General features: G+C 69.4%; 20 protein-coding genes and 1 pseudogene. 8 read left to right on the forward strand and 13 right to left on the reverse strand.

Features of this window, described 5'->3' with window-relative positions; translation table 11 throughout:
• Positions 1–137 precede the first annotated feature (137 nt).
• Positions 138–2,792 (forward strand): alanine--tRNA ligase, encoded by a 2,655-nt coding sequence (alaS, locus tag J7E94_RS09920; RefSeq protein ID WP_215014152.1) that lies wholly within the window; start codon positions 138–140, stop codon positions 2,790–2,792.
• Between the two features lie 78 nt (positions 2,793–2,870).
• Here alaS and J7E94_RS09925 read toward each other — a convergent pair whose 3' ends face one another.
• Positions 2,871–3,419, reverse strand: a complete 549-nt coding sequence (locus tag J7E94_RS09925; RefSeq protein ID WP_215014153.1) for a GNAT family N-acetyltransferase — start codon at positions 3,417–3,419, stop codon at positions 2,871–2,873.
• Positions 3,420–3,507: 88 nt separating this feature from the next.
• Here J7E94_RS09925 and J7E94_RS09930 point away from each other — a divergent pair, with 88 nt between their 5' ends.
• From J7E94_RS09930 to J7E94_RS09940, 3 genes are all read left to right on the forward strand, one after another.
• Complete coding sequence (locus tag J7E94_RS09930) at positions 3,508–4,260, forward strand: creatininase family protein (RefSeq protein ID WP_215014154.1); 753 nt, start codon at positions 3,508–3,510, stop codon at positions 4,258–4,260.
• 34 nt (positions 4,261–4,294) lie between these two features.
• Positions 4,295–4,960, forward strand: a complete 666-nt coding sequence (locus J7E94_RS09935) for a hypothetical protein (RefSeq protein ID WP_215014155.1) — start codon at positions 4,295–4,297, stop codon at positions 4,958–4,960.
• A 749-nt stretch (positions 4,961–5,709) separates the two neighbouring features.
• The gene (locus J7E94_RS09940) at positions 5,710–6,939 is read left to right on the forward strand and encodes a hypothetical protein (protein ID WP_308344815.1); all 1,230 of its coding nucleotides are present in this window, start codon (positions 5,710–5,712) and stop codon (positions 6,937–6,939) included.
• On the opposite strand, the gene J7E94_RS09945 is transcribed toward J7E94_RS09940, so the two are convergent.
• From J7E94_RS09945 to J7E94_RS09980, 9 genes are all read right to left on the reverse strand, one after another.
• Positions 6,910–8,619 carry a tetratricopeptide repeat protein gene (locus tag J7E94_RS09945; RefSeq protein WP_308344816.1) on the reverse strand — a complete coding sequence of 570 codons (1,710 nt, stop codon included), beginning with the start codon at positions 8,617–8,619 and terminating at the stop codon, positions 6,910–6,912. The genes J7E94_RS09940 and J7E94_RS09945 overlap by 30 nt on opposite strands.
• 837 nt (positions 8,620–9,456) lie before the next feature.
• Positions 9,457–9,939: an ASCH domain-containing protein gene (locus J7E94_RS09950; RefSeq protein WP_308344817.1), complete on the reverse strand. Its 483-nt coding sequence runs from the start codon at positions 9,937–9,939 to the stop codon at positions 9,457–9,459.
• Positions 9,936–10,730 (reverse strand): hypothetical protein, encoded by a 795-nt coding sequence (locus J7E94_RS34335; RefSeq protein ID WP_251056409.1) that lies wholly within the window; start codon positions 10,728–10,730, stop codon positions 9,936–9,938. Before J7E94_RS34335 ends, J7E94_RS09950 begins: the two co-directional genes overlap by 4 nt.
• A gap of 9 nt (positions 10,731–10,739) precedes the next feature.
• Positions 10,740–11,993 (reverse strand): GNAT family N-acetyltransferase, encoded by a 1,254-nt coding sequence (locus J7E94_RS34340; protein WP_251056410.1) that lies wholly within the window; start codon positions 11,991–11,993, stop codon positions 10,740–10,742.
• A 152-nt stretch (positions 11,994–12,145) separates the two neighbouring features.
• The gene (locus J7E94_RS09960) at positions 12,146–13,507 is read right to left on the reverse strand and encodes a hypothetical protein (protein ID WP_251056411.1); all 1,362 of its coding nucleotides are present in this window, start codon (positions 13,505–13,507) and stop codon (positions 12,146–12,148) included.
• A gap of 171 nt (positions 13,508–13,678) precedes the next feature.
• Entirely contained in the window at positions 13,679–14,008 is a 330-nt protein-coding gene (locus J7E94_RS09965; protein WP_215014158.1) for a hypothetical protein, read from the reverse strand.
• Positions 14,009–14,530: 522 nt separating this feature from the next.
• The gene (locus tag J7E94_RS09970; protein ID WP_215014159.1) at positions 14,531–14,959 is read right to left on the reverse strand and encodes a type II toxin-antitoxin system VapC family toxin; all 429 of its coding nucleotides are present in this window, start codon (positions 14,957–14,959) and stop codon (positions 14,531–14,533) included.
• Positions 14,956–15,243 (reverse strand): hypothetical protein, encoded by a 288-nt coding sequence (locus J7E94_RS09975; RefSeq protein ID WP_215014160.1) that lies wholly within the window; start codon positions 15,241–15,243, stop codon positions 14,956–14,958. The genes J7E94_RS09970 and J7E94_RS09975 overlap by 4 nt, the downstream gene beginning before the upstream one ends.
• A 242-nt stretch (positions 15,244–15,485) precedes the next feature.
• Positions 15,486–16,724, reverse strand: coding sequence for an IS701 family transposase (locus J7E94_RS09980; protein WP_215014218.1), 1,239 nt, complete (start codon positions 16,722–16,724; stop codon positions 15,486–15,488).
• Between the two features lie 272 nt (positions 16,725–16,996).
• On the opposite strand from J7E94_RS09980, the gene J7E94_RS09985 reads away from it, so the two are divergent.
• Positions 16,997–17,461, forward strand: a complete 465-nt coding sequence (locus J7E94_RS09985) for a hypothetical protein (RefSeq protein ID WP_215014161.1) — start codon at positions 16,997–16,999, stop codon at positions 17,459–17,461.
• Between the two features lie 418 nt (positions 17,462–17,879).
• Positions 17,880–20,306: a helicase C-terminal domain-containing protein gene (locus J7E94_RS09990; protein WP_215014163.1), complete on the forward strand. Its 2,427-nt coding sequence runs from the start codon at positions 17,880–17,882 to the stop codon at positions 20,304–20,306.
• A gap of 58 nt (positions 20,307–20,364) precedes the next feature.
• On the opposite strand, the gene J7E94_RS09995 is transcribed toward J7E94_RS09990, so the two are convergent.
• The 3 genes from J7E94_RS09995 to J7E94_RS10005 all read right to left on the reverse strand — a co-directional run bounded on the left by J7E94_RS09995 (position 20,365) and on the right by J7E94_RS10005 (position 22,853).
• Complete coding sequence (locus tag J7E94_RS09995) at positions 20,365–21,246, reverse strand: GNAT family N-acetyltransferase (RefSeq protein WP_215014164.1); 882 nt, start codon at positions 21,244–21,246, stop codon at positions 20,365–20,367.
• Between the two features lie 130 nt (positions 21,247–21,376).
• On the reverse strand, positions 21,377–22,159 hold the full coding sequence (locus J7E94_RS10000; protein WP_215014165.1) for a VOC family protein: 783 nt from the start codon (positions 22,157–22,159) through the stop codon (positions 21,377–21,379).
• A 109-nt stretch (positions 22,160–22,268) separates the two neighbouring features.
• On the reverse strand, positions 22,269–22,853 hold the full coding sequence (locus J7E94_RS10005; RefSeq protein WP_215014166.1) for a dihydrofolate reductase family protein: 585 nt from the start codon (positions 22,851–22,853) through the stop codon (positions 22,269–22,271).
• A 116-nt stretch (positions 22,854–22,969) separates the two neighbouring features.
• On the opposite strand from J7E94_RS10005, the gene J7E94_RS10010 reads away from it, so the two are divergent.
• The gene (locus J7E94_RS10010; RefSeq protein WP_215014220.1) at positions 22,970–23,599 is read left to right on the forward strand and encodes a TetR/AcrR family transcriptional regulator; all 630 of its coding nucleotides are present in this window, start codon (positions 22,970–22,972) and stop codon (positions 23,597–23,599) included.
• Between the two features lie 419 nt (positions 23,600–24,018).
• Positions 24,019–24,618 (forward strand): annotated as a pseudogene (locus J7E94_RS34345) (helix-turn-helix domain-containing protein); the annotation flags it as partial.

Genomic DNA, 24,618 nt, shown 5'->3' on the forward strand with positions numbered 1-24,618 from the left:
TCATGGTCTACACCGTGGGGGCGCGAGCTATGTGCGTCGAGCTGGAGAACTGAGAACCCTCAGTCCCTGTTCTCGGCCCGGCTCGGCGTGTGATCAACCCCCCCTCTCCACGACTCTTCCGTGAGGGCCATAACGCCATGCGCTCGACGCAGATCCGCTCCACCTTCCTGGACTATTTCACCTCCCGCGGTCACCGCCAGGTCCCGTCCAGCCCGCTCATCCCCTCGGACCCGACCCTGTTGCTGGCCAATGCCGGGATGAACCAGTTCAAGCCCTACTTCCTGGGCGAAGTCACCCCAGAGCACCGCCGCGCGACCACCATCCAGAAGTGCGCCCGCACCTCCGACATCGACAACGTCGGCCGCACCAACCGGCACGCCACGTTCTTCGAGATGATGGGCAACTTCTCCTTCGGCGACTACTTCAAGGCCGACGCCATCGCCTACGCCTGGGAACTCCTCACCCAGGGCTACAACCTGGAGAAGGACCGGCTCTGGATCACCGTCTACGAGGACGACGACGAGGCCGAGCAGCTCTGGCGCAAGATCGGTGTCCCTTCGGAGCGGATCCAGCGCCTGGGCATGGAGGACAACTACTGGTCCATGGGCGTCCCCGGGCCCTGCGGCCCCTGCTCGGAGGTCAACTACGACCGAGGGCCGGCCTTCGGCCGCGAGGGCGGACCCGCCGTCGACGGCGAGCGCTACGTGGAGATCTGGAACCTCGTCTTCATGCAGTACCAGCGCGGCGAGGGCGACAAGAAGGGCAGCTTCCCGATCCTCGGCGAGCTCGCCCAGCAGAGCATCGACACCGGCCTCGGCCTCGACCGCCTTGCCGCGATCCTCCAGGACGTCGAGAACGTCTGCACCACCGACCTGCTCATGCCCACCCTGAACACCGTCCAGGAACTCGCAGGCCGCAGCTACCCCGGCAGCGGTGACGAGAAGGTCTCCTTCCAGGTCGTCACCGAGCACGCCCGCTCGATCGCCTACCTCATCGCCGATGGCGTCCTGCCCGCCAAGGACGGCCGCGGCTACGTCCTGCGCCGCCTCATGCGCCGCGCCATCCGGCACGCCCGCCTGCTCGGCATCGACCAGCCCGTCCTCGCCCCCACCACAGCCAGCGTGATCGCCAACCTCGGCGACGTCTGGCCCGAACTCACCGACCAGGCCACCCTCATCGAGCAGGTCGTCACCGCCGAGGAGGAGTCTTTCACCCGTACCCTCGCGCAGGGCACCCGGCTGCTGAACGCCGCGATCACCCGCACCCGGGAGAGCCGCTCCGGCTCACTGCCGGGTGAGACCGCCTTCGAACTCGCCGACACCTTCGGCTTTCCCCTGGAACTGACCGTCGAGGCAACCCACGACGCCGGCCTGACCGTCGACGAAGACCGTTTCGCCACGCTGCTGGACGAACAGAAGAAGCGCGCCAAGACCGGCGGCAAGGCCAAGACCGCCGACGCCCTGCGCCGCCAGGACACCTACCGGGAGTTGTCCGCTCACCTGCCGCGCACCGACTTCCTCGGCTACGAGCACCTCACCGCCGAGGCCACCGTGCTTGGCCTGATCTCCGGCGGGGCCGTCACCACCAGCGTCCCTGAGGGCTCCAACATCGAGTTCGTCCTCGACCGCTCACCGTTCTACGCCGAAGCCGGCGGCCAGATCGGCGACACCGGCACCCTGCGCACCGACGATGGCACCCTGCTGCGGATCACGGATACCCGGTACGGCCTGGAGGGCTTCCGGGTCCACAGCGCCCGCGTCGTCGAAGGCGAGCTCCGCACCGGGGCGACCGGCGAAGCCACTGTCGACGCCGACCGCCGCAAGGGCCTCATGCGCTCCCACTCGGCCACCCACATCCTGCACGCGGTCGTCCGGGCCATCCTCGGCGATCATGCCCGCCAGCAGGGCTCCCTCGTCGAGTCCGACCGCCTGCGCTTCGACTTCGCCCACTTCTCCGCAGTCACCCCCGAGCAGTTGGCCCGAATCGAAGACGCCGTCAACGGCCACCTCCTCGACGACCCGGCCGTCCGCGCCTGGTACGCCGACCGAGCCGAAGCCGAGGCCGCCGGCGCCATCGCCCTGTTCGGGGAGAAGTACGGCGACACCGTCCGCATCGTCGACATCGGCGACTTCTCCCGCGAACTGTGCGGCGGCACCCACGTCGCCCACGGCTCCCAGGTCGGCACCTTCCGCCTGCTCAGCGAGGGCTCGATCGGCTCCAACCTCCGCCGCATCGAGGCCCTCACCGGCCACGGAACCCTCCGTAACCAGGACACCGAGCGCCGCCTGCTCGACGAAGTCTCCGCCCTCCTCGGCACCCGCCCGAAGGACGCTCCCGAGGCCCTCCGTAAGCGCCTGGATGGCCTGGCCGCCGCGCAGAAGCAGCTCGCCCAAGTGCGTGACTCCGAGCTGCGGAGCCATGCGGAACAGCTCGCCTCCGCGTCCCACAACGTGCCCGGCGGCCAGATCATCTCGCAGCGAGTACCAGGTCTCGGGGCGGACGACCTCCGCACCCTCGCCACCAACGCCATGAGCCGCCTCCACGACGACCGCGCCGTCGTCGTCCTGGGCACCGAGCACGACGGCAAGGCCCTGCTCGTCGCCGCCATCACGCCCAGCCTCCTCAGCTCGGGAACCGAGGCCGCCCACATCCTCTCCTCCGCCGCGCGCACGGTAGGCGGTGGAACAGGCGGCACCGGCCCCGTCGCCAGCGCGGGAGGCCGCCGCGTCGAAGCCCTCGACGAGGCCCTGACCGTCGCCGCCCAGGAAGCGACTCGCGTCCTCGCCCAGTAGAAGCCCGGGCGCCTGTGTAGCAGGCTGCAGGCGGACGTCCCCCCACGGGGTCGCCGCCTGCAGCTTCGCCTCACGCAATCAGCGCGCCATCAGAGCCTTCGAGAGAACGACGCTCTCGTAGTTGGTGACGTCCCACCGCCACGTGCCCACCAGCACGTAACCCCGCCGGCCGTACCAGCCGACGAGCTCGGTTGCCTTGGCCGAGGTGTCGATGACGACCTGGGCAGAACCCAGCGCCGCGATCCGCCCCTCGGCGAGCTCCAGTAGGCGCTGCCCGAGCCCGGTGCCCCGCTCCGACGGGTCCACGGCCAGTTGCCAGAACGAGCCGGCGGTGGCTGGCGCGGGGTACCCCTCCGGGGCCGCGTGAGGAGCCGCCACTGTCACGGTGCCCACCAGCGCGTTCCCCCGGAGCGCGACCCAGCACTCACCCTTGCCCAGACGGTTGGCTGTGTCCTGCAAGGACTGGTAGGACGCGAAAAAGACCCTCCCTGCAGCGGCGTGATCGGCGTACGAGCGATGCAGCAGGCTGGTCAGCTCCTCTACCGAGTCATCCTTGGCGAGGCGCCGCACGACAACGGGTGCGTCGGGGCCGGTTTGCATCGGTGTACCGGCTGATCGCAGGGTCACAGCAGTAGTGTGCGCCGGATGCTGGCCTACGGCCTGTTGAGTCATCGGTGCACAGGCTGCTGGAGAGCTAAAGGAGGAGCTGGACACAATGAGGGGCGTTGCCCTGTACCCGACCAGAGGGAGTGTCGTGAACTTCTTGCCGACCACCACCGGCACAGACGTCCAGGAACAGCAACCCCGCATCGCGGTACTCCCAGTCGGCTCCTTCGAGCAGCACGGCCGCTACCTCCCGCTGGTCACCGACACGGCGATCGCCTGCGTCATCACCCAGGAGATCGCCGGCAGGTACCCCGTGCACCTGCTGCCGCCCATCACCATGTCGTGCAGCCACGAGCACGCCGCCTTCCCCGGCACGGTCAGCATCAGCGCGAAGACCCTCTACGCCGTGATCGACGACATCCGTGCGTCCCTCGCCCGCTCCGGCATCCACAGGCTGGTGATAGTCAACGGCCACGGTGGGAACTACGTCCTGTCGAACGTCGTCCAGGAGGCCAACGTCGACGGGCCCGCGGTCTCCCTGTTCCCCCTTGGGGCCGACTGGGACCGAGCCCGCGACCACGCCGGCCTCGTCTCCGACCGACACGCCGACATGCACGCCGGCGAGATCGAGACGTCCATCCTTCTTCACTCGGCGCCCGAATTGGTGCGGGCCGGATTCGCCGATGCTGACCACGACGGCAGCAACCGTCCCTTCCTGCTGGTCCAGGGCATGAGCGCGTACACCGAATCCGGTGTGATCGGCTTCCCGTCCCACGCGACGGCGGCCAAGGGCAAGGCCGTACTCGCCAGCCTGGCCGACAGTTTCGCGGGCCATTGGGAGATCCTCGGCCTCAGCGACTGAAGCCAGCCGAATCCTGCAATCGAAGGGTCTAGCTTTGACGTCTGCGCCACAGAACTTTCCGGTCGGCTCGATCGTCGTGTACTTCGGGAACCGCACCAATGTCACTGGCCACGCGGCCGGCGGCAGCGTCGAGATACGGATGCTGAACACGGGAAGCGAGCTGTCCGTCCCTCCGGACAGGCTGACCTCGCTGGCGGCGCCTGCTGCGGCGGGGCCACCGCTGTCCCGGGCCGGCCTGTTCGCCGGTACCGGACTCGTCGCCGTCATCGCCTTGGCATTCCTCCTTGACCTCGGCGGCAGCGACCCAAGCGAGGCCACTGTGACGAACTCGCAGGTGTCGTCAGTGCCAGCCGCACCCAGGAGTCCCTCGGCAGTCTCGCCACCGGCAGCGGCGGCGCCACAGGACCACGACACGGCCACTCCACACGTGGTCCCCAGCTACGCTGCTGGATTGCCCGCATGGGTGAAGAGCGTCCCGGACGTGAAAGCGGCCTACATCCAACCCGGCAACCCTGATGAAGTAGACCCAGCCGACCGCAGGGACTCCGTGGTGATCGAGTACACGAGTGGCGACGCCGGCCAGCGCTGTACCGCGATGCGAGCACTGGCTGGGCCCGAGCATGGAGTCATCGCCTTCACCCCGACCGGGATGGCGGTGGACTCGAACGGCTGCCTCGGCGTGAAGCTCGGTACGTCCTGAGGCGCGGCAGTCATCCGCCGAACTGCGGCAACGGTGCGCCGCGGCTGCTGGTATCAGCGGCGAGTTCCCCATCGAGCGCCTACCTCCGTGCAGCGCGATTGCTGACGAGGGCGGGAGCCAGCAACCTCGCGGCTAGGGTGACCCGTAACAGCGAGGCAGCTGGGCAGCCAGTTGGAGGTGGCGAGTGGGCGTTGCTGATCCCTCGGCGATGCGGGTGCCAGTAGGGGAGGACTCCCACCTGTGGACCAGCAGGACCACAAGTCGCAAGGTGCTGCTGGTGGCGCATAACGTCACTTCTGCCGGACGCCTCCTGGACGTCTTGCCGCTGTTCCGCGACGACTTCCGCGTGCAGATGCTGGTGACCGCCACTGGGTCGTCAGCGTTCCGGTCGGGGCTCCACGAGTTGTTCGCCGGGTTGGAGCTGCCCATAGTGCCTTGGGGGCAGGCCCAGTCGATACCGGTCGACCTCGCCGTATCAGCCAGCTTCGGCGGAGAACTCCATAACCTTCAGGGCAAATTGAGCATTTTGTCGCATGGTGTTGGGTATACTAAGAAACTGGCGAGGCCGGGAGCCGGGAGCCGGGAGCCGGGAGCCGGGAGCCGGGAGCCGGGAGCCGGGAGCCGGGAGCCGGGAGCCGGGAGCCGGGAGCCGGGAGCCAACCTTCGGCCTGTCGGCAGACTGGCTCCTCAACGATGGCAAGCCGTTCGTCGACGGTCTCGTACTGTCCCACGCGGAGCAACTGGACCGGTTGCGCCGCGCATGCCCGGAAGCCGAGGACGCGGCGGTGCTCGCCGGCGACCCCTGCTACGACCGGATGCTGTCCGCACGGAAGTACCGCGAAAGGTTCCGTCGATCCCTCGGAATACGCCGTGGGCAGCGCCTGGTCGTACTGAATTCCACCTGGAACCCTGAAGGGTTCTTCGGGAACGGGGGCGGTGAGGACCTCCTGCCGAGCCTGATGCCCCGGCTCGCCGCCGAGTTGCCTGCCGACGACTACCGGCTGGCTGCCATCCTGCACCCGAACGTCTGGTACGGGCACGGGCCGGGCCAGGTCCGTGCCTGGCTGGATCAGGCACGCCGGAGCGGGTTGACCTTGATCAACCCTGTGCATACCTGGCGGCAGGCCCTGCTGTCCGCGGATGTCGTCCTGGGCGACTTCGGCGCGGTCTCCTACTACGCGGCGGCCCTCGGCATCCCCGTGATGCTGGCGGCCACCGGTCAAGAGCGGCTGGACCCGGAGGCGCCGCTCTCATCGTTCGTACGGGATGCGCCCCGGCTCGATCCGCACCGCGCCTTGCGGGAGCAGGTGGAGAGGGTGATCGCCGGTCACCGACCGCTCGCCGGGCCAGCCGAGTTCACCAGCTCGGCGCCCGGCGCCTCGGCGACGCTCCTGCGGCGGCACTTCTACGCCCTGATGGACCTCCCGGAGCCGGAGGCCCCCGCACTGCTGGAGCCACTGCCCCTGCCGCCGTACGATCCCCCTCTGCGTACCGCCCCGCTGCACGTACGGACCGAGGTCCAGGGGGCGCAGGTCGCGGTCGAACGCTCCACGGCGCCTCCGTACGGAGCCGGCGGCGTCACGCACCTCGCGGTCCACGAGGACACCCTCGACCCCGGCATCCTGGAGTCGGCCGATGTGATCACACGGGACGGCCGGCCGGACGATCCCCGGCTGGGCAGCCCCCGGGCATGGACGTCTGAGGTGCTCGGCCGGTATCCGCACTGCACGGTCGCCGCGTACGTGACCGGGCCGCACACGTGCACCGTCCGGAGCCGCGAGCACGGCGTGTACCGGCTGACGGCCGACCCGGAGTCGGATGCCGACCCGGGGGCGTACGCGTCCTCGTTCGCCGCGTGGCTCGCCACTGGCGGCCGAGTGCCCCGAGGCGGGACAACGCTGCGGATACGGGTCGCCGGTGGAGTACACCCGGTGTCGGTCGAGCCGGTGCTACTGAGCGACCTCGCAGCGCAGCCGTAGGGCGGCCAGGTACCCCAAGTGTGGGATCGCGGCCGGCGTGAGCAGCTGCTCCGCGGCCGCAATCAACGTCAGTGCTTCGGCGTTGTCTCCTGCATCGTGCAGGGTTTCGGCCAGGTCGGTGAGAGCGCGGGCCTGGTTGTACGGCTCGCCTTGCTCGGCGAAGAAGTCCACCGCGGCCTCCAGCAGGCCGCGCGACTCGTCGAGCCTCCCCATTCCGCGCAGGGCCCGTCCCTGGTGGCGCTGGGACAGGGCGTGTGCGCGCGGCATGTCGTGCGCGCCCTCATGATCCGGCTCGATCGAGCCGTAGATGGCATCTGCCGCGACGAACCGCTCGTGTGCCGCCTCGTACAGCCAGCGGTTCAGGTTCAGCAGGCCCTGCAGCTCCACGGAGGATGCCTCACCGCGCAAATGGCCGGCCTCGCGCTCCGCCCTGGCCGCGGCGCCCGCCTCCCGATCCGCCTCGTCCCAGCGCCCCAGCTCCCCCAGGCAGTGGGCAAGCTGGAAGTGCAGCGCACCCGCGATGCGGGAGGCCGGCTGGTGCTCGTCGGCGCAGCGGGCCGCGAGTCGCAGGGCGGGCAGTACGTCGTCCCAGTGGCCCGCCTTGAGCTGAAGGGGCCAGAGTGCACGTCCCAGCCGTAGCGCCGTGGTGGTGTGCTCGTACTCGCGGGCCACGAACACGGCGCGGACCAGGTTGCCTGCCTCCACCGCCAACACTGCCACGCCCTCGGCTTCATCCCTGTACGGTTCCCCCCGCGCGGGTGCCGGCTCGGTCCGCCAGCTCTGGGGCAAGGCCGCGTGTGCCGCGTGCAGGGCCCGGTTGAGCAGGAGATCCAGGGTCCGGGCGACAGCCGCGGAGCACTCGGGGATCCCGTGCTCCGGTCCCGCCGTATCGGCCAGGTGGCGGCGCACATCGGGCCGGAACCGGTACCGCCCATCGGGTAGGGGTTCCATGAGCTGGGCGTCAGCCGCTTCCGCCAGCATGCGGGCGGCCTCGTCCTCAGCGACGCCCGCAGCCGCCGCGGCGAGGGGCGCGGTGACGGACGGCCAGCCGCCGAGGGCCGTCAACCGGCAGAGCCGCGCCGTCTCCGGCCGGACCCGGCGGCAACCGGCCTCGGTCGTAGAGCGTATCGGATCGCTCCCTGATGCCCCCGACGCCGGATCCAGAAGGTCCAGCTCCATGTCCTCGGTCAACAGGCGCATCGCCGCCGCCCTCACGGCGAAGGCGTTGCCCGCGCAGTGGGCCAATACGCCCGGCATCTGCGACTTGGCACGCGCGACCTTCTCCCGGCCCGCGACCTTCCTCATCATCTCCAGGGCGTCCCGGTCGCTCAGCCCGGACACGGGGACGGCCTCCGCTTCCAGAGCGAGAGGCGGCCCGGACACGACCACTAGCAGGAAGACCTCCGGTGTGGCCGGGATGAGACTGCGGACCTGGGCGACCGAAGACGCGTGGTCGACCACCACCATCGCCCGGCGGCCGTCTGTCAGCCGCCGGTAGAGCTGTTCCCGGCCCGCCTCGGTGGGTGGAATCCGCTCGGCCTCAACGCCCATCTGCCGGAGCAGCCGCAGCAGGACCGCTGACGGCGCCGGGCCCAGCTCTGCCGAGCCGTCGCGGAGGTCGATGTAGAACTGTCCGTCGGGGAACCGGTCACGGCACACCGCACCCAGGTGCAGCGCCACCGCGCTGGTACCGATTCCCGGGGGGCCGAACAGGAGAGCGACGCGCGGACGCCCGGCAGTCGGACGGGTAGCCTCCCGCCTCAGCCGCTTGACGATGTCCTTGCGGTCGGTGAAGTGGCGCGTGGCCGGAGGAAGCCCACTGCCGGAAGGAAGCCCGGCCGCGGACTCCGGAACGCTCCGGAGGAGAAGGGACCATTCGTCTGCCTGGCGCCGATCGTCACCCAGGCGGGCATGTACGTGACCGGCCAACGACTCCCAGCCTTCCCTGCTGGTGGGCAGGGGCGTCTCTCGCCCCGTGGCCCTTCTCGCCAGTGCGCCGGTCGACAGCAGTAGCTGCTTGCCCATTTCACCGGCCGCACCATTGCCCACCGCGGTGAGGAATGCGGTCAGTGCACTGAGCGCGATGATCTCCAGCATGTCGGCCCCTCCCCCTGGTTCCCGATCCGCCATTGCCGGACTGTAACCCGGCAACAGCAGCCTGGGGAAACCTTTCCGACCAGGCCAACTCCGTGCCGAAATTGCACAGATGAGTCCTGGGTCACGAAACGCGCCACTGGACCACACCATCGGGCGCGTGAGACGGCAACGGCGTGAGCGTCTGTCAGCGTCTGCTCTACCTGCAGGCCTCAGCAGGGCGAGGGGTTCGTACCCGTCGGGATGGCCCAACGGCTGGGGTGCGGGTGCAGGCCGACGGGCTGGCGCAGTTGCGACGTGAGGCCGACTGGCTGCGCGACGTCGACACGAAGCGGGAGGCCTTCATCAACCTGGTGTCTGCTGCATGCCCATCAAACCACTCAACCCGCCTTCACGCGGAAGGTGTTGTGGCTGCTGTGATTCTCAGGCAGGGACCATGTCGCCGAGTAGGTCGCGCAGAGCCACGTCGACGCCGTTCGGTGCGGCCTCCGCCATCTGACGGAGATCGATCTGCTTGACGTAGCGGTAGCTCTGCGGAGGGTGGAAGGAACCGACCGCCCGGAGGGCCGTGAGCGGGACCGGCTCCTGGAAGGTCACCGGATCAGCCAGCGTGAGGCCACTGGCCCGGCTCGCACCACTCATGTACGCGTCGTACTCACGGCGGCTGATGCCCGCGCGTGTACGGCTGGTCGACCACACTTCGCGAGGGGACGCCACCTGGACCGAAGCGATGCGGGCCGCGCCGACGATGGCCATCGTCGGCGCGGTGGCGTACAGGAGGACAGGAGTGCCGGGAGGTGCGGCGACACGCTGCCGCCGCACCTCTACCGTCTTGCTCCCGGCAAGGATCGCGGTCGCGAACCGGGGGTGGACGGACAGCAGCATCGCGCGCTCCGGATCGTTCACGTCTTTCGGTGCCCCTCTTCGTAGACCGCCTGGAACAGCGTGCTGTTGATCTTCGACAGCTGTTGCAGCGACAACGCTAGTCCCAGCTTCTCCGCCAGCACACGCAGACGCCTGTAGGGCACCGGCACGGGGAAGATCTCGGTGTCCGAGAACCTCAACGCCATCGCCCTGCCGTAGGGTTCGGCCGCCTTCCGAACTTCCCCTCGACCATATACGCCCAGGTGTTCGAATTGCGAGTGGAGGGTGTCGGGATCGTCGATCACCACCTCATCGAGGCGGGAACAACCGATCACCATCTGTCCCTGCTCACCGGGGTTCCCCCGGCTTACATACCAGAGAAGGCGACCCGGAACGCTCTCGTTCCGATGGCCAGGGGAGCGGTAGTAGACGTGCTCGCGGCTGATCCCGAGGACATCGTCCCTCGGCAACAGCATCGTGGGGAAGTCGAACAGGTCGGCAGACCACCGGGGTTCGATGGGCACGATGAACGACGGCAGTCCAGAATCCATGACCTTCGCCGGCCACCAAGCGCGCTCGGCAACACTCGCTACCTCGGCGGACAGGTCAGCGGGCAGCGCGGGCACCATGAGAGCCAGGCGCTGTGCAATGTCAGCGGCCGCGCCGGACACCTCCGAGGCGGCACCGCAGACATCCACGAGCAGGGCGGTAAGGCCGTCTGCGTTAGCAGCGAACCCGTCCGCGCCCGCCGCCGCCTTGGCCACCGCCGACGGGTACGGGTCGGTGATCCGGATGACCTGTGCCCCGCGCTCACGCCCGAGCCGCTTCAGCATGAAGAGCAGTTAGCGGGCCAGTGTCTCCTCCAGCACGTGCCCAGCAGTGCGCAGAACGGGAACGTTCAGGGTCCTGCCGTCCAGAGCCCATACGTACAAACCAACCGGCTGACCCTCTCCGTCCCGCAGTAGCTCCCGTCGCCACAGGATCGCGCCCGAGGCGAAGCTCTTTAGACGCCGCTCGAAAACGGGCCCGCCCTCACGCTCCCCCTGGTCGAAGAACGAGACCAGATCGGCCTCGCTGCCGACAGCGACCTCGTCCGCCGAAAACACGGTGCCCATGAGGTCCCTGGGCCGGTAGACCTGTGCTTGCCTGAGCTCGTCGACGTGGAGGGTGACGACGGAGGGCGCCACCACCTTGACTCCGGCGACGTCCCAGGCGACATCAGCCATACGCGCAAGCCCTGGGTCGCGCGTCACGAGCAGCTGCAGGCCGGTGCAGGAGGTCTCGGCCACGTACCGCAGCCGCGCACGGGTTCGCGCGTCGGCCGGCATGTCAGGGAGTGCGCCAGCCACGGCGGCCATGAGCTCCGCATGCCGGGCCGCCACCACCTCCGGGTCCGGGGTGATCTGCCGCAGGCTCGACAGGTCGGCGCGCCGGTGCTGCCTCTCGGTACTGTCGGCCATTTCGTGCACGTCGTGCAGGAGCTGTGGCGTGAATGCCAGCTCGACGAGATCGGTGAGCCAGCCGGCCTCCAGAGCGCGGGCCTCCTCGACCTCCCGTTCGGAGCCGCCTCCGCTAAGGCCGGCGAACACCGAGTGGTCCACGGTCACCACCAGCAGAGCTTCGCTCTCAGCCTCCGAGAACAGGTCCTGATGCCCGAGATCCAGCCACCAGGAGTCCAGGATCTTCCGTTTCAGGCCCCGCCCCGGCCCCTCACCACGGGGCACGAAGCCCAGGCTGGTCCACATACCGCTGAGCCCGTAGTCGCGGCGGCACCTCGCCTTGATGGCGAGGCGGTGGGCCTGACGCTCCCGGATGGACTGCACCAGTTGGCGCGCTACGCTCTTGCCGCGATGCTCCTCGGCCACGCATAGGTGAGCCATCCTCACGTACGGGCTCCGCTTCGGCAGTCCGAAGAGCGCGTAGCCGATGACCTGCTCGTCCTCCAGGGCTACGAGCAGGCCACCCTCGTCCGCGGCCTGCTGGTACGCGGGTGGGGTCAACAGCCCCAACCATTTGGTGTACCGGTCCCCGAGTGCCACAGCAGCATCAATCAGCTCCGCCTGTTCACCCGACACCGGCACCACGTTGACCGTCATAAGCTCCCCCTCCAGATCGCCAGGCACCGACGCTGCCGATCTCTGCTCTCCTGCTCCCCACTGCACACCTCGGCGATAGCTGCCGGACAGTCCTTTTTTGATCAGTTCCGGCCCGGGCGGCCGAATCATTCCGCTCGGCGCATGCACTCGGCTCAGGAACCCCCATGCCGGCTCGGTCCGTACGGACTCCAGCCCCTGAGGAAAGGCTTGAGGTCTTCGGCTTCCAACTCACGTGTCTTCGGCATGCCGGGTAGGAGAACGAGCGGATCAAGGGATCGCGCGTAATGACGGGCCCAGTCAAGCCACCGCCGAGCGTCTGCCAGCCCGCTCTCCTCCGGCCCCGCTGCAACAAGACGCCGCTCCAGCGCGTCACAGTACTGATTCAGGAGCCGGGAATCCCGCCAGGCTCCCGACTGCTCTCGCAGGACTTCTGCGAGCTGTGCTTCGACTGCCCGGCCCCGGGCCTCATCCATGGCTGCTACCCATAGGGCCTTGCGCTCCGCCGCAGCCCGCTCCTCGTCGGCCTTCCGCTGCGCGTCATCGACGGCTCGCAGTTCGATCTCTCGGAGGACGGTTCCAAGCACGTCCTCCAGCTTCCAGCGCTTTCGATCGGCCCACTTGCTCTGACGCCCCGAACGACTGTGGGGCAGCTCGATCATCAGCACGACCGCTCGTTCCGGATCCATCGACTCCGGAAACTCCCGCTTGATCGTCACCCTGCAGGGGAAGCCGTCGACAGTCAGCTCCACATACCCTTCCCGTTGCGCGGCCCATCTTCCGTGTGCGGTGGAACGCTGGGTGCGTCCTCGGGTGGCCGGTCCGGCGACCTGATGTCCACGTCGTTCAGCCTCGGAGCACAGAGCCTGAAGGATCCGGAGCGAGCGAGCCCGAGGTGCAGGCGGCATGTGCAGCCAAGTGTCGTCCTCCATGAAAGCGGCCATCGCACGATGCGGCTTGCGGATCTGAGTCGGCACCCGGACGGTAGGGGCCTCCCCCGGCCGCTGGCTCTTCTCGTTGGGGTGCGGTCCTTCCTCGAGGGATATCTGAAGGTCACGTCCCCGATTCCACAGCCGCTGCTTTTCAATACGCCGGCCCGGAGGTACGAGCCCGTGACGCTTGGCATAGTCGATCACCCGCCGCCACTCACCCACCTCGTCCTCGTCAGGGTCGGGAAAGACCACCCTGCGCTCGGCAACCAGCCGCTCGACCAACTGTTCCGCCTTGGCCCGCCGCGCCCGCGCGACCGGCCGATCCGCGTAGGACACCAGCCTCGTCTCTGCCCCTTCCTTCCGTTCGGTTGCGACATGCTTCGGATCGTCTGGGTGGTGGCCGTGCTCCAGGTAGAAGACACCGGCCTCTGTCACCTGTGTCCGTACGCCTTCACCCTGCTGACGGGCCACTGCGAGCAGCCCCCGGTCCCGCAGCGCGTAGGCCGTCCGCCGCAGGCCGGGATCTGAACCAAGGCCTTCGCCACCCTGCAGCTTTCGCAGGAGCTCCAACTGCCGCTCGTTCAAGGAAGCCCGCCGATGCATTGATCCCCTACCTCACGCTCAGGCCGCCGTCCACGATCAGCGCCGAGTAGCCGTGTTCAGATTCGGCGCCCTTCCCCTCTACCCGATCTGCAATGCGGCCGTGCGCAGTTTCGCCGTATTCGCTACCTGGCCAACGCCACTGGGCCGACGGGATCAGCAACCCACCCCTGAGCCGGCACTGAGGTCGCGCAGCACCTCCCTCGGGTGGCGGCCAGGCGGGAGCAGAAGCACGTCGGCGAGTACCAGCGCCTGCGACACCAGATATCCGTTCGGACCATCGGCCCGCACCAGCCGCAGCCCCCGCCGCTCGGCGAAGACGTAGAGCTCGGCAGCCGCCTGGATCCGCTCGTACTCCAGCGACGAGATGGTCACGACGCCGCGCCCCTCCCCAAGGTCCACGGAGACTACGGAAGGTGCAGACTCCTCCTGAATGCTCTCGTCCCCGGTGCCCCTGAAGCTTGTGGTGCGCGTCTCGTTCGTCATGTGAAGTCCTCCGTGGGGAGACGATTCCAACGGGAAGCGATGCTCAACGCAGCCGGTGCCGTGTCGTCGCACAACACGTCCTGGGCGGCTCCCTGGTTCTCAGCTGAGCCAAATACGAATCCAGAGAGCGACACGGGCGGCCCCGCCCCGGGGAGCCAGCCGGAACCCTGCCGGGCGATACATCGACGCCCGCTGAGCGTTACGCCGGCACCAGCGTGCGCGGTCTCAGTTCCGGTCTCATTCGTGGTCGTACGGGGCCGTCCGGCGAACCCTCTTCCTTAGGCTCCGCACCAGGTCAGAACGGGTGCGGCCCCCGCCGGACGGCCATACGAACATTTGGAAAGCGTGTTGGGGGCAACCCCTCACGAGTTCGAATCTCGTATCCTCCGCCAGTGCCTCACCGGGCACTTGAAGACCCTGACCGGGAAACCGGTCGGGGTCTTCTGCGTTCCGTGGTCTCAGTTCGAGTCTCGCTTATTTGCCTCATAACCGGACACTTTCCCGCGTTCCAGCCTCGATGGCCTATCCCTCGTACTCCCAAGGGTTCAGCAGGAGTGCGCCTGATCGCGCCAGATGCTTGATGTTGCGGCTCACCAACGTCCAGCCGTTCGCCAGGGCAGTGGCGGCGATCAACGCATCGGGGGGATCGATGCTGGTTCCGGCACTCTTGAGCCTCCGGTGAAGAGCGAGGTATGCGAGTGCCTCCCGCTCGCCGACTGCGGCGATCCGGTCGCGGTACTGATCACGGATGTCCGTGAGCGCCCGCTCGAAAGCGGTACGCCGCACTGGATCAGGTGTTCCCTCAATGCCTGCTTCGATCTCCGCGACCGTGATGACGCTCAGATAGAGGGCAGGGGACGGAACCGAGCGAGCCCAGGCGACGACGGCCCGGGCGGGCTTCGGCCGGGTGGTGATCTCGGCGACCACATTGGTGTCGAGTAGATAGATCACTCGCCGTCCGCCGCATCGTCGTAGGACCGCTGCCCGAACTCCAGACCCTCGAACGGGGCCGCCGTAAGCCGCTCAAGGAATCCGTCGCCGCCCAGGGTCGCCCAGCGGTGAAGCATGTCAGGCAAGGCATCGATGTCGGTGTCGGCCAGCTCGGCATCGAAGTGCCCAAGCTGGTGCTCGGGCAGAGACTCCCGGATCTCCCGGATCGTCCGTAGGGGATGGGACTGAGGATGGGACTCCTCGGGTCTGCGCGGCGGGAGCGGCAGATTCGGGGCAGTGCTCATGATCGGCTCCTCCACGCTGTGGTCACGGGCTCATGCCTGAAGACCACCCTAGTCCCGGACTTCGCAGGTCACCCGATCGTGAAGATCAACCGGTCGCGATCGGTCGCCATCGGATAGTTGACGCCGTGCGGTCTGTCACGGCTGGGCCAACGCGGCCGAGATCGGCCAACGATCTTGAGTTGAGGCGTTCCTAACGGGTGACCTGCGAAGTACGGGCCTAGTACTCCAGCTGTAGATCGTGATCATGCTGGGGCGGCGGCCTGTCGGCGGTAGTGGCTGGCTTGGGATCGAGCCTGGTGGCGGCGTCGCCAGTGGGACCAGCGGAGCCGGTGGGCCGTGTCGTGGACGCGCTCGATGATGAGCGTGATGAAGAGGCGCGCGATCTCGTTGCAGGTCAGCGGGATCAGGTCGTCCGGTGCGGGCTGGCGGGCGTGTTCGTCGGCGCGCACGACGGCGAGGAAGGCGTGGGCAAGCATGGCCAGGGTGACCCAGCGGGACCAGGACGCGTAGCGGCGGACCTGGTGCTCGTCCAGTCCGGCCAAGCCCTTTCCGGCCTGGAATGTTTCCTCGACGCGCCACCTTGATCCCGCGACCTTGACCATGGTGGTCAGCGGCACGGGCTGGGGCGAGTAGCAGCGGTAGTAGGCGAGTTCGCCGGTGGTGCGGTTGCGTCGGATCAGTAGGTGGCGGTGGCCGGGGCGGGGATCGGGCAGCTCGATGACCGCCCAGTCGTAGAAGCGGTGCCCCTTGGCGCCGACCCCGGCGGACAGCTTCTGCCAAGCCCGCTTGGGGAATCTCTTGGCCAGGGCGTCCGCGCGGAACCTCCCTGCGCGGGTGGTGACTTCGTGACTGCAAGCGACTGCGAGGACGTAGCCCGTGCCGCGTTCCTCCAGTGCGACGAGCAGTTTCGGGTTGCCGCCGTAGACCTCGTCACCGGCCACCCAGGAGGCGTGATGGCCGGCGTCCAGGAACCGGGCGATCATGCGCGCGGCAAGTTCCGGTTTGGTCGCGAAGGCGGTTCCGGGCGCGAGTCCGGCCGCCTGGCAGCGGTCGGGGTGGTCGGTCCACGAGCGCGGGACGTACAGCTCCCGGTCCACCGCGGCATGACCGCGCTGACCTGCGTAGACCAGGTAGACAGCGACCTGGGAGTTCTCGATCCTGCCCGCGGTGCCGGTGTACTGGCGCTGGACGCCGACCGTGCGGGTGCCCTTCTTCACGTCGCCGGTCTCATCGACCACCAGCACGGCATGGTCGTCGTGCAGGCGTTCGGCCACATAGTCGCGCACGTCGTTCCGGACGGCGTCCGCGTCCCACTTGGCCCGGTTCAGGAGGTGCTGCATCCCGTCCGGAGATGCCTCACCGGCCCACTCGGCTATGGTCCAGCAGTTCTTGCGCGGCAGGTCCGAGAGCAGACCGAGCACCAACCGCCGTATCCGGCGGCGGGGTTCGACCCTGGTAAACCGGCCCGCGATCCGGTCCATCAGGCCCTCGAATGCTTCCTGCCAGCGGGCAGGGTCTACGCTGTGACCTGCGGCCACCGCCTGATCGTTTGTCTTCACACACCGATGATCAACGGTGGCCGCACCCATGTCCGCGTCGGCTCCCCACCAGCAAGATCACGATCTACGGCTGGAGTACTAGGCCGGGCGGCCCTGGAGAGGGCCGGAAACAACCCGAACCCGAGCTTTGACGGGACCCATCCGCCGAGTCGCCGCCGGCTGTGTCCGGCAGCCGCCGTCTGCCGACGACAGCGATGCCCCTTGCCGTCTGCGACCTCACCATGGAGCTCGTCGTCCACACGACCAAGACGGGCAGAAGCGTCTGCTACCGAAAGCCGGTGGTCACGGTGCTCGGCAGCCCCGACACCGTTGCGCCCGAGCCCCCGACGACGGCCGAGCCCACGCCTGCTCCGGCATCATCCGCACCCCGCCGCAAGGCCAGGCCGGCCCCTGAGCCCACCACCCCGTCCGCGCCGGAGTCGAGCCACCCGGTCAGCATGGATGCCGTTCTGCTCCACCGTGCCGCCCAGGTGCTGGGCACCGGCGACCACCAGGAGACCGTCATCGCCGCCCTGTCCGAGATCGTGGCAGGACGGCAGCAGAACACGGAGCTTGCCCGGCTGCGAGAGCATGTCGGAAGCTTCGCCGCCATCGCGGGGCAAGCGCTCCAAGGCCGGGATTCCTCACTCACCTGGCCTGCTCCGATCCTCTCGCAGTGATCACCGGCAGCCGAGGCAGGCTGGTCTCAGTCCTGGTCTCGTTCACCTCCGTCCGAGGCTGTTCAGACGCCTCTGGACCGAACGCTCCGCCGCAGGTCAGGACGGACACGGCCGTCACCGGACAGCCCAACGAGCATGTGGAAAGCGTGTGGGGGGCAACCCCTCACGAGTTCGAATTTCGTATCCTCCGCCATTGCTCTCACCGGGCAATACGTTGAAGAGCCCCACCGCTTGCGGTGGGGCTCTTCGCGTTCCCCGTCCCGGTTTCCGTCTCAGTCGGGCGGCACCGCCCGCGAGACGCCGAGGTCCAGGGGGACCTGCTTCCATTCCGCACCGCGAGCCAGGCGAATCCACCATGCTTGGGCTCTGTGCCGGAGCCGCTCCGGCGCTGCTGCGGTCCGGTCCGATGAGGTGTCCTATGAAGTCCCGATCAACGCTGGCGGCCTGGCTGGGCAGTCTCGACGCTCCGTGCCTGGCACGCGTGCTCGCCACGCGGAAGGACGCGGTGGCCTCTCCGGAGCCGCGCACGGTGGGGGAGCTCGCGGACCGCCTCCAGCGCCCGGGGTCGGTGGCTCTCGCCCTGCCGCAGCTCACCCTGCCGTGCCTGCAGGTGGCCGAGGCGCTGGCGGCACTGGGAGGACCGGCGTCGCGCGATGCCCTGGCGAAGCTGCTGGGCGCGACGGAAGGCGAAGCCGCCCGCAGGCTGGACTCAGCGCTGGAGGTGCTGGCCGATCACGCACTGGTGTGGCCGGACGGCACCGCGGCACTCCGCATGACCTCGTCCCTGCGGCAGGCATGGGACGCGCCCCTGGGGCTGGATGCCCCCCTGGAGAGGCTGCTGGCAGGCACGACCTCGGACGAGCTGCGCACCATGCTGGTGGCCCTCGGTATCAAGCCGCCGGGCACCAAGCAGCAGCGGCTGGCGGCCTTGGTGGAACACCACAGCGACCCGGAATCCATCGCCACTGTGGTGGCACGGGCACCCAGCACCACACAGAAGCTGCTCGCCAACCGAGCGGACTCCACCGCAGGACAGCGGCAGTTCAGGATGTTCGGGTCACCCGAACCCGACCTCGAACCCGGCGCGCGATGGGCACTCGACCGGGGACTCCTGATCGTGGACCGGCACCGGTACGGCCCCGCGCGCATGCCCGTCGAAGTCGCGCTGGCGCTGCGCGGGCCGAACTGGCACGCCCCGTTCGATCCCCTTCCGCCTTCCGCGCAGTTGGCGGTCATCGGCTCCACCGAGGTGGAACGGGAGGCCGCAGCCACGGCCACGACGCTCGCCGCCCAGGCCGCCTCCGTCCTCTCGGCCTGTTCCGCGTCTGCGCCGGCCAGACTCAAGTCCGGTGGGATCGGCGCACGTGAACTGGCTCGGATCGGCAAGGCGGCCCATGCCGACGCCGCCGTAGTGCGCCTCACCCTGGAGACCGCGTACGCCGCCGGACTCCTGGGCCGGGACGGCGACCGCGTGGCACCCACCGGGGCATACGACGCCTGGGCGGAGCAAGAGCCCGCCGAACGGCTCGCCGTACTGCTCCGGGCATGGCACAACCTGGCGCTCACCCCCGCTCAGGCCCGTGACGAGGACAACAAGGCGCTCCCCGCCCTCGCGGGAGCGCCTCCCTGCGCCGGCTGTCTGCAGGCCCGGCACGGGCTGCTCCACGCGGCGGCGCAGCTTCCGGCGGGGCACGGCGTGGCCATCGCCTCGGACCTGGGGCCGCTGGTGGCCTGGTACCGGCCGCTCGCCGACTCATCGCCCCAGGACGGGACTCTGTTCGCCACCGTGATCCGCGAGGCCGAGCTGCTCGGCATCCTCGCTCGCGGCGTGCTGTCTCCCCTCGGTACCGCTCTGATGGAAGACGACATCGCGGCACTGGCCGCCGTGTGCCGGCGGCTCCTGCCCACGGCAACCCGGACAGCACGGATCGGCGCCGACCTCACCGCTGTCGTCACCGGCACGCCATCGGCGCCACTCGCCGTGCTGCTGGATTCCGTCGCCGACCGCGAGAGCAGCGGCACGGCCTCGGTGTGGCGCTTCAGTCCCGGCAGCGTCCGCCGGGCCCTGGACGCCGGGCACTCGCCAGACGGCCTCACAGCCGACCTGGCCGCCGTCGCCTCCGGCCCGCTGCCCCAGCCCCTGTCCTATCTCATCGCCGACACCGCCCGCGGTCACGGCCGCGTGCGCATCGCCCCCGCCGCCTGCGTCATCCACGGTGAGGATCCGGCGCTCCTCACCGAGCTCGCCGCCCACCGCAAGCTTGCCGTACTCGGCCTGCGGCCACTCGCACCCACGGTGCTGGTCAGCCGCAGCCCCCTCGACGCAACCCTCGCCGTGCTCCGCGCCGAGGGCTACGCCCCCGTCGCCGAGACCGCCGACGGAACCGTACGCATCGAAAAGAAACGACCACAGAGGGCCGCCGCCCCCGTACCGACCCCGCGAAGGGCCGGCACGGGTGCCGATCGTCCCAACGCGGCCCGCCACACCGCGAAGAAGCCGGCCGGCGTCGACCCGAACGCCCTGGCCGCCCGCCTGCTGACCACCCCGCCGACCACCCCGGACCCCGACCCGTTCGGCAGCGGGGTCCCCTTTGGCACCGACACCGAGGAGATCGTCGCCTGGTACGCGAAGCAACTGTCCTACACCGACGTCCGCCAGCTGGCCCATGCCATCGACACCGGAACACCCATCACCGTCGAATACGTCGCCACCTCCGGCAACCGCACGGTACGCACCCTCAGCCGCCTCGAACTCGACCCGCCCTACCTCGAAGCCTGGTGCCACCTGCGGGACGACGAGCGCGTCTTCACCCTCTCCCGCATCCACAGCGTCATGCCCTCGTGAAAGCCGGCGAAAGCAGCTGACCCCCGCCCACGTCCCCGCCCCCGTCCCCGTCCCCGCCCTACAGGTCGAGCTGGTACTCGTGGGACGTGTGCGTCGGCAGGTATCCGAGCTCGTCGTTGACGCGCCGCATGTGCGGGTTGTTGTCGGCCGTGTCGGTCAGCAGGCCGTCGAGTTGGGGGTGGGCCGCGCGGGCCTGGACGATCGAGGCGGCCTTCATCCACCGGGCGAGGCCGCGGCCGCGGTGCTCGGGCAGCACCGCGGTGCCGTAGTGCTGGGCGTCGCCCGTCCCGTCACCGGGAACCACGAGTTCGGTGAAGCCGGCGATGGAGCCGTCCGACCGGTCGACGGCCGCCACGGTGTGGAGGACGTCCCCGCGTGCGGCGACGGCCGAGACCGCCGCCCGTACCCGATCCAGGTCCCAGACGACCGTGCCGTAGCTGACGGCGCCCATCGGCATGTCGTCCATGGCGCGGCGCGACGCCACGAACGTGTCGGCGAGCCGGCCGGGCACCATCCCGTCCCACCCCACCAGCTGGTAGCCGGCATGCGGCTCCTCCGCGATGGCGGTGAGTACGGGGAGGTCCGCGTCGGCCAGTGGCAGCCGGGCGTAGATGAGGGCAAGCGCGGTGCGGAAGCCGCCGGCGAGGAGGAAGGCGGCGCCGGGAGAGCCGGCTTCGGCCTGGGCCGTGAGGGCGCGTCGGCCGTCCTGCCGGGCGGCGGCGACGGCCGCGTCGAGCAGGAGGGAGCCTGCCCGACGGCGCCGTTCGGCCGGGTGGACCTGAACGTCCAGTTCGCCGAGGTGGAGCCGGCCCTCCTTGGTGAACAGGCGCAGGAAGGCGTACCCGACGGGGCTGCCGTCGAGGCCGGCGGCCAGCCAGGCCAGGCGGCGGCCGGCGGACGTCTCCTCGGGGTCGGTCAGGGCGGTGATGCGCACGGACAAGCTGTCTCCATTGATGGGATGGCTTACGAGGGTGGGGGGTCGTCCTGCGCCGGGGCTGTTACTCGGCTACTGGGTTACCCGGTTACTGGGTTACCCGGTTACTGGGTTACCCGGTTACTGGGTTACCCGGTTACTCGGCCCAGGGCAGGACGCGGGTGCCCTCGGTGCCGGGAACGGAAATGACGCCGTCCGAGCGCATGGCGACGTGGGCCTCGACCGGCTGCGGGGCGTGGAGCTGGCGGACCACGCCCGGCGGAAGGACGACGGTCTGTCCGGCGGCGACCTTCTCGGTGCGGCCTCCGAAGGTGACCTCCAGGACGCCGGCGGTCACCGTCCAGACCTGTTCGCGGGTGACGGAGTGCTCGGGGCCGGTCTGGCCAGTGCCCATGGCGACGATCCAGGTGCTGAGTTCCGTGCTGCCCCGGCTGGGCGCGGCCAGGCCGGTCATGCGGGCGTTCGGGGTCTCGGTGACGTTCTCGTCGGTGGGGGTGATCACGAACATGGCGGGGTCCTCGGTCTGTGCGGGCTCGTCGGGGGTGGCCCATTCGACGAGCTGGACGACGATTCCGTTCGGGTCGGTCAGCTGGAACAGCCGCTCGCCCCAGGGTTCTTCGCGCAGCGGCATGGTGATCGGGGCGCCGGCCTCGCGCAGGCGCCGCTCCTCGGCCTCGATACCGGTGACGGTGAGCGCGAAGATCAGCCCCGTGGCCTGCTGGTCGCGCTGCTCGGGCGGGAGCACCTCGATGCCGCGACGGAGCAGCACGATGTCGGCGGCGGCGTCACCCCCGCGGGTCAGGGACGCGAAGCCGTCGGCGTCCGCGGTGACCTGGTAGCCCAGGCGGGTGCAGAAGAACTCACGCGAGGCGTCCACGTCGGCGACGGTGAGGGACAGGGTGGAGGTGGTGACGTGCAAGGTGTCTCCTGACAGGTTCGTATCGCGGACGGGGCATCGCGGGCGGGGCATCGCGGGCGGGGCATCGCGCACGGGGTCGGGCGGTGAACCGCGTCGGCACCGATCGGCCCTAGTCGGAGGCCTTCGCGTAGGTGAGGACGAGGTTGCCGCCCTCGAACACCTGGCTGTCCGTGAGCCGGAAGGCGCGCGGCGAGAAGTCGGCGCGGAAGAGCGGGATGCCGGTGCCGGCCACGATCGGGTACTGCTTGACGATCAGCTCGTCGATCTCGGGAAGCAGTTGGCCGGCCAGGTCGGCGCCGCCGCAGAGCCAGATGCCGAGCCCCTCCTCCTGCTTGAGCTTGCGGACCAGGGCGACCGGGTCATCGGCGGTGACCTCGACCGCCGGGTCCGGGCTGGTGGTGAGCGAGCGGGAGAGCACGATCTGCCGCAGGTGGGCGTAGGGGCTGGTGAGGCCGGCGGCCAGACCCGGGGCGTACGTGCCGCGGCCCATCAGCACCGTGTCGAAGCGGGAGTTGGGCACGTCCGCGACACCGAGGGCGGCTCGGCCCGGGGCCGGGAGAGTGTCCGCGTACTCGCCGATCAGGTGCGGGAAGTAGTCCTCGGTGAGGTGCGGCAGGAAGAAGTCGAAGTCGCCGTCGGGGGCGGCGATGAAGCCGTCGATGGTGGCGCCGATGAAGTAGGTGAGCTTGCGCATCCAGATCCGTTCACTCGGGAGAAATTTGCGTCGGACGTAACTTTAGGCAGAGCCATCAAGATCGGTCAAGACTATTTTTACTACGGGTGTAAGATTGCTCCATGACGATGACCGAGATGGGGCTCCGCGAGTCCAAGAAGCACGAGACCAGGCAGCTGATCTCCGACTGCGCGACCAGGCTCTTCATCGAGCAGGGCTTCGAACAGACCACCATCGCCGAGATCGCCGCCGCGGCGCGCGTGGCCAAGAAGACGGTGACCAACTACTTCCCCCGCAAGGAAGACCTGGCCCTCGACCACCACGACGTCTTCACCGAGGGCCTGGCCCGCGCCGTCGCCGAGCGCGCACCCGGCGAAGCGCCGCTCACCGCCCTGGCGCGGACCTTCCGTGCCGCCCTGCTGGAACACAATCCCGTCGTGGGCTTCACCGGGCCCGCCTTCGCCCGCATGGTCGCCGACAGCCCCACCCTCACGGCCCGCCTGCGCGAACTGCACGACCGGCGCGAGGAAGCACTCGCCACGGCCCTGAGCGCCGTCGCCCCGGATGCCGCCCCGGCCCTCGCGCCCCGGGCCGCGGCCGCCCTGATCGCCGCAGCGGACCGCCTGCTGTTCCGGCGCATCCAGGAACTCACCCTGGCCGAGCGCACCGACGACCAGATCGAGGCCACGCTGATCCCGGAAGCCGACCACCTGGGCGCCCTCCTCGCCGCGGCCCTGGGCAACCACCCCTCCACCGGGACCTGGTGACCTCGCGGCACCTCGCCGAGCCCCGCTACGGGCCGGCCACGGTCGACGCCCTGACACAGAAGTGGGGCAGCTCCACCGGAGCTGCCCCACTCAAGGCAGTTCGGGCGATTCCCCCCGAGAGTCGGGCACACGCGAACCGCAGAAGAGTGCGGGCCCAACCGGGTCCCGGTGAACCGCGACCCGGTGGGCCCGTACGTTTCTTTTGCTTCGCCATAACCAGGGAAAGAACCTTGCCCAACCCCTCCAGCCTCCCCCGCGGGCTCGCTCACTCGCACGGGTGAACAAGTCCAACTGGGCTGGATTTCCGACTGGTTGCCGGGCATATGCTCGCCCCGACAACTCCCAGACATGAGACGGCCCCCGTCGGGACGGCAATCCCGGGCGAGGGCCTGACCAATCAGGAAGCAGCAACCTTCCCCATGGCTCTTCAGCACCCTAGCGCGCCCTCGCGCGCGGTGTACGGCGTTCAGCACTCGAACGTCCGGCACACGACCCGGTACACCGTCCTCGGCAATCACCTGCTCCAGAACCCCGAGTTGACGCTGACCGCCCGGGGGCTGGGCGCGTACATCCAGTCGCTGCCTCCCGGCACCCGCATCGGCATCAAGGACCTGGCCAGGCGGCTGCCCGACGGGGAGGCGCGGATCGCGGCCGCACTGCGGGAGCTGGAGGCGCACGGGTACCTGAAGCGCGTCAAGGAGCAGCTTCCCGACGGGCGGATCGTCACCCGTACGGTGTCCTACAACAACCCCCAGGCCGCCGCCAAGGGCCGGCCGGCCACGCCTCCTCCGCCGCGCCCGGAGCCGGAGTTCGCGGCTGAGCCCCCTGCTCCCGCGCCGGAGCCCGAGCCCGTACCGGAGGCCGAGCCTGAGCCCGCGCCCGTACCGAAGGCCGAGCCCGAGCCCGAGCCCGAGCCCGAGCCCGTAGCGGAGCCGGAGGCCGAGCCTGAGCCCGTACCGGAGGCCGAGCCCGAGCCCGCGGCCGTACCGGAGGCCGAGCCGGAGCCCGTAGCGGAGCCG

Source organism: Streptomyces sp. ISL-94, from assembly GCF_018614075.1.
In the GTDB taxonomy this organism is placed as follows: Bacteria; Actinomycetota; Actinomycetes; order Streptomycetales; family Streptomycetaceae; genus Streptomyces.

Coding starts and splice junctions, on each gene's coding strand:
- J7E94_RS09930 (WP_215014154.1), top strand. CDS start 3,508: ATGAGGGGCGTTGCCCTGTACCCGACCAGAGGGAGTGTCGTGAACTTC.
- J7E94_RS09990 (WP_215014163.1), top strand. CDS start 17,880: ATGAAGTCCCGATCAACGCTGGCGGCCTGGCTGGGCAGTCTCGACGCT.
- J7E94_RS34335 (WP_251056409.1), bottom strand. CDS start 10,730: ATGCTGAAGCGGCTCGGGCGTGAGCGCGGGGCACAGGTCATCCGGATC.
- J7E94_RS10005 (WP_215014166.1), bottom strand. CDS start 22,853: ATGCGCAAGCTCACCTACTTCATCGGCGCCACCATCGACGGCTTCATC.
- J7E94_RS09965 (WP_215014158.1), bottom strand. CDS start 14,008: ATGACGAACGAGACGCGCACCACAAGCTTCAGGGGCACCGGGGACGAG.
- alaS (WP_215014152.1), top strand. CDS start 138: ATGCGCTCGACGCAGATCCGCTCCACCTTCCTGGACTATTTCACCTCC.
- J7E94_RS09980 (WP_215014218.1), bottom strand. CDS start 16,724: ATGGACCGGATCGCGGGCCGGTTTACCAGGGTCGAACCCCGCCGCCGG.
- J7E94_RS09975 (WP_215014160.1), bottom strand. CDS start 15,243: ATGAGCACTGCCCCGAATCTGCCGCTCCCGCCGCGCAGACCCGAGGAG.
- J7E94_RS10010 (WP_215014220.1), top strand. CDS start 22,970: ATGGGGCTCCGCGAGTCCAAGAAGCACGAGACCAGGCAGCTGATCTCC.
- J7E94_RS09985 (WP_215014161.1), top strand. CDS start 16,997: ATGCCCCTTGCCGTCTGCGACCTCACCATGGAGCTCGTCGTCCACACG.
- J7E94_RS34340 (WP_251056410.1), bottom strand. CDS start 11,993: ATGACGGTCAACGTGGTGCCGGTGTCGGGTGAACAGGCGGAGCTGATT.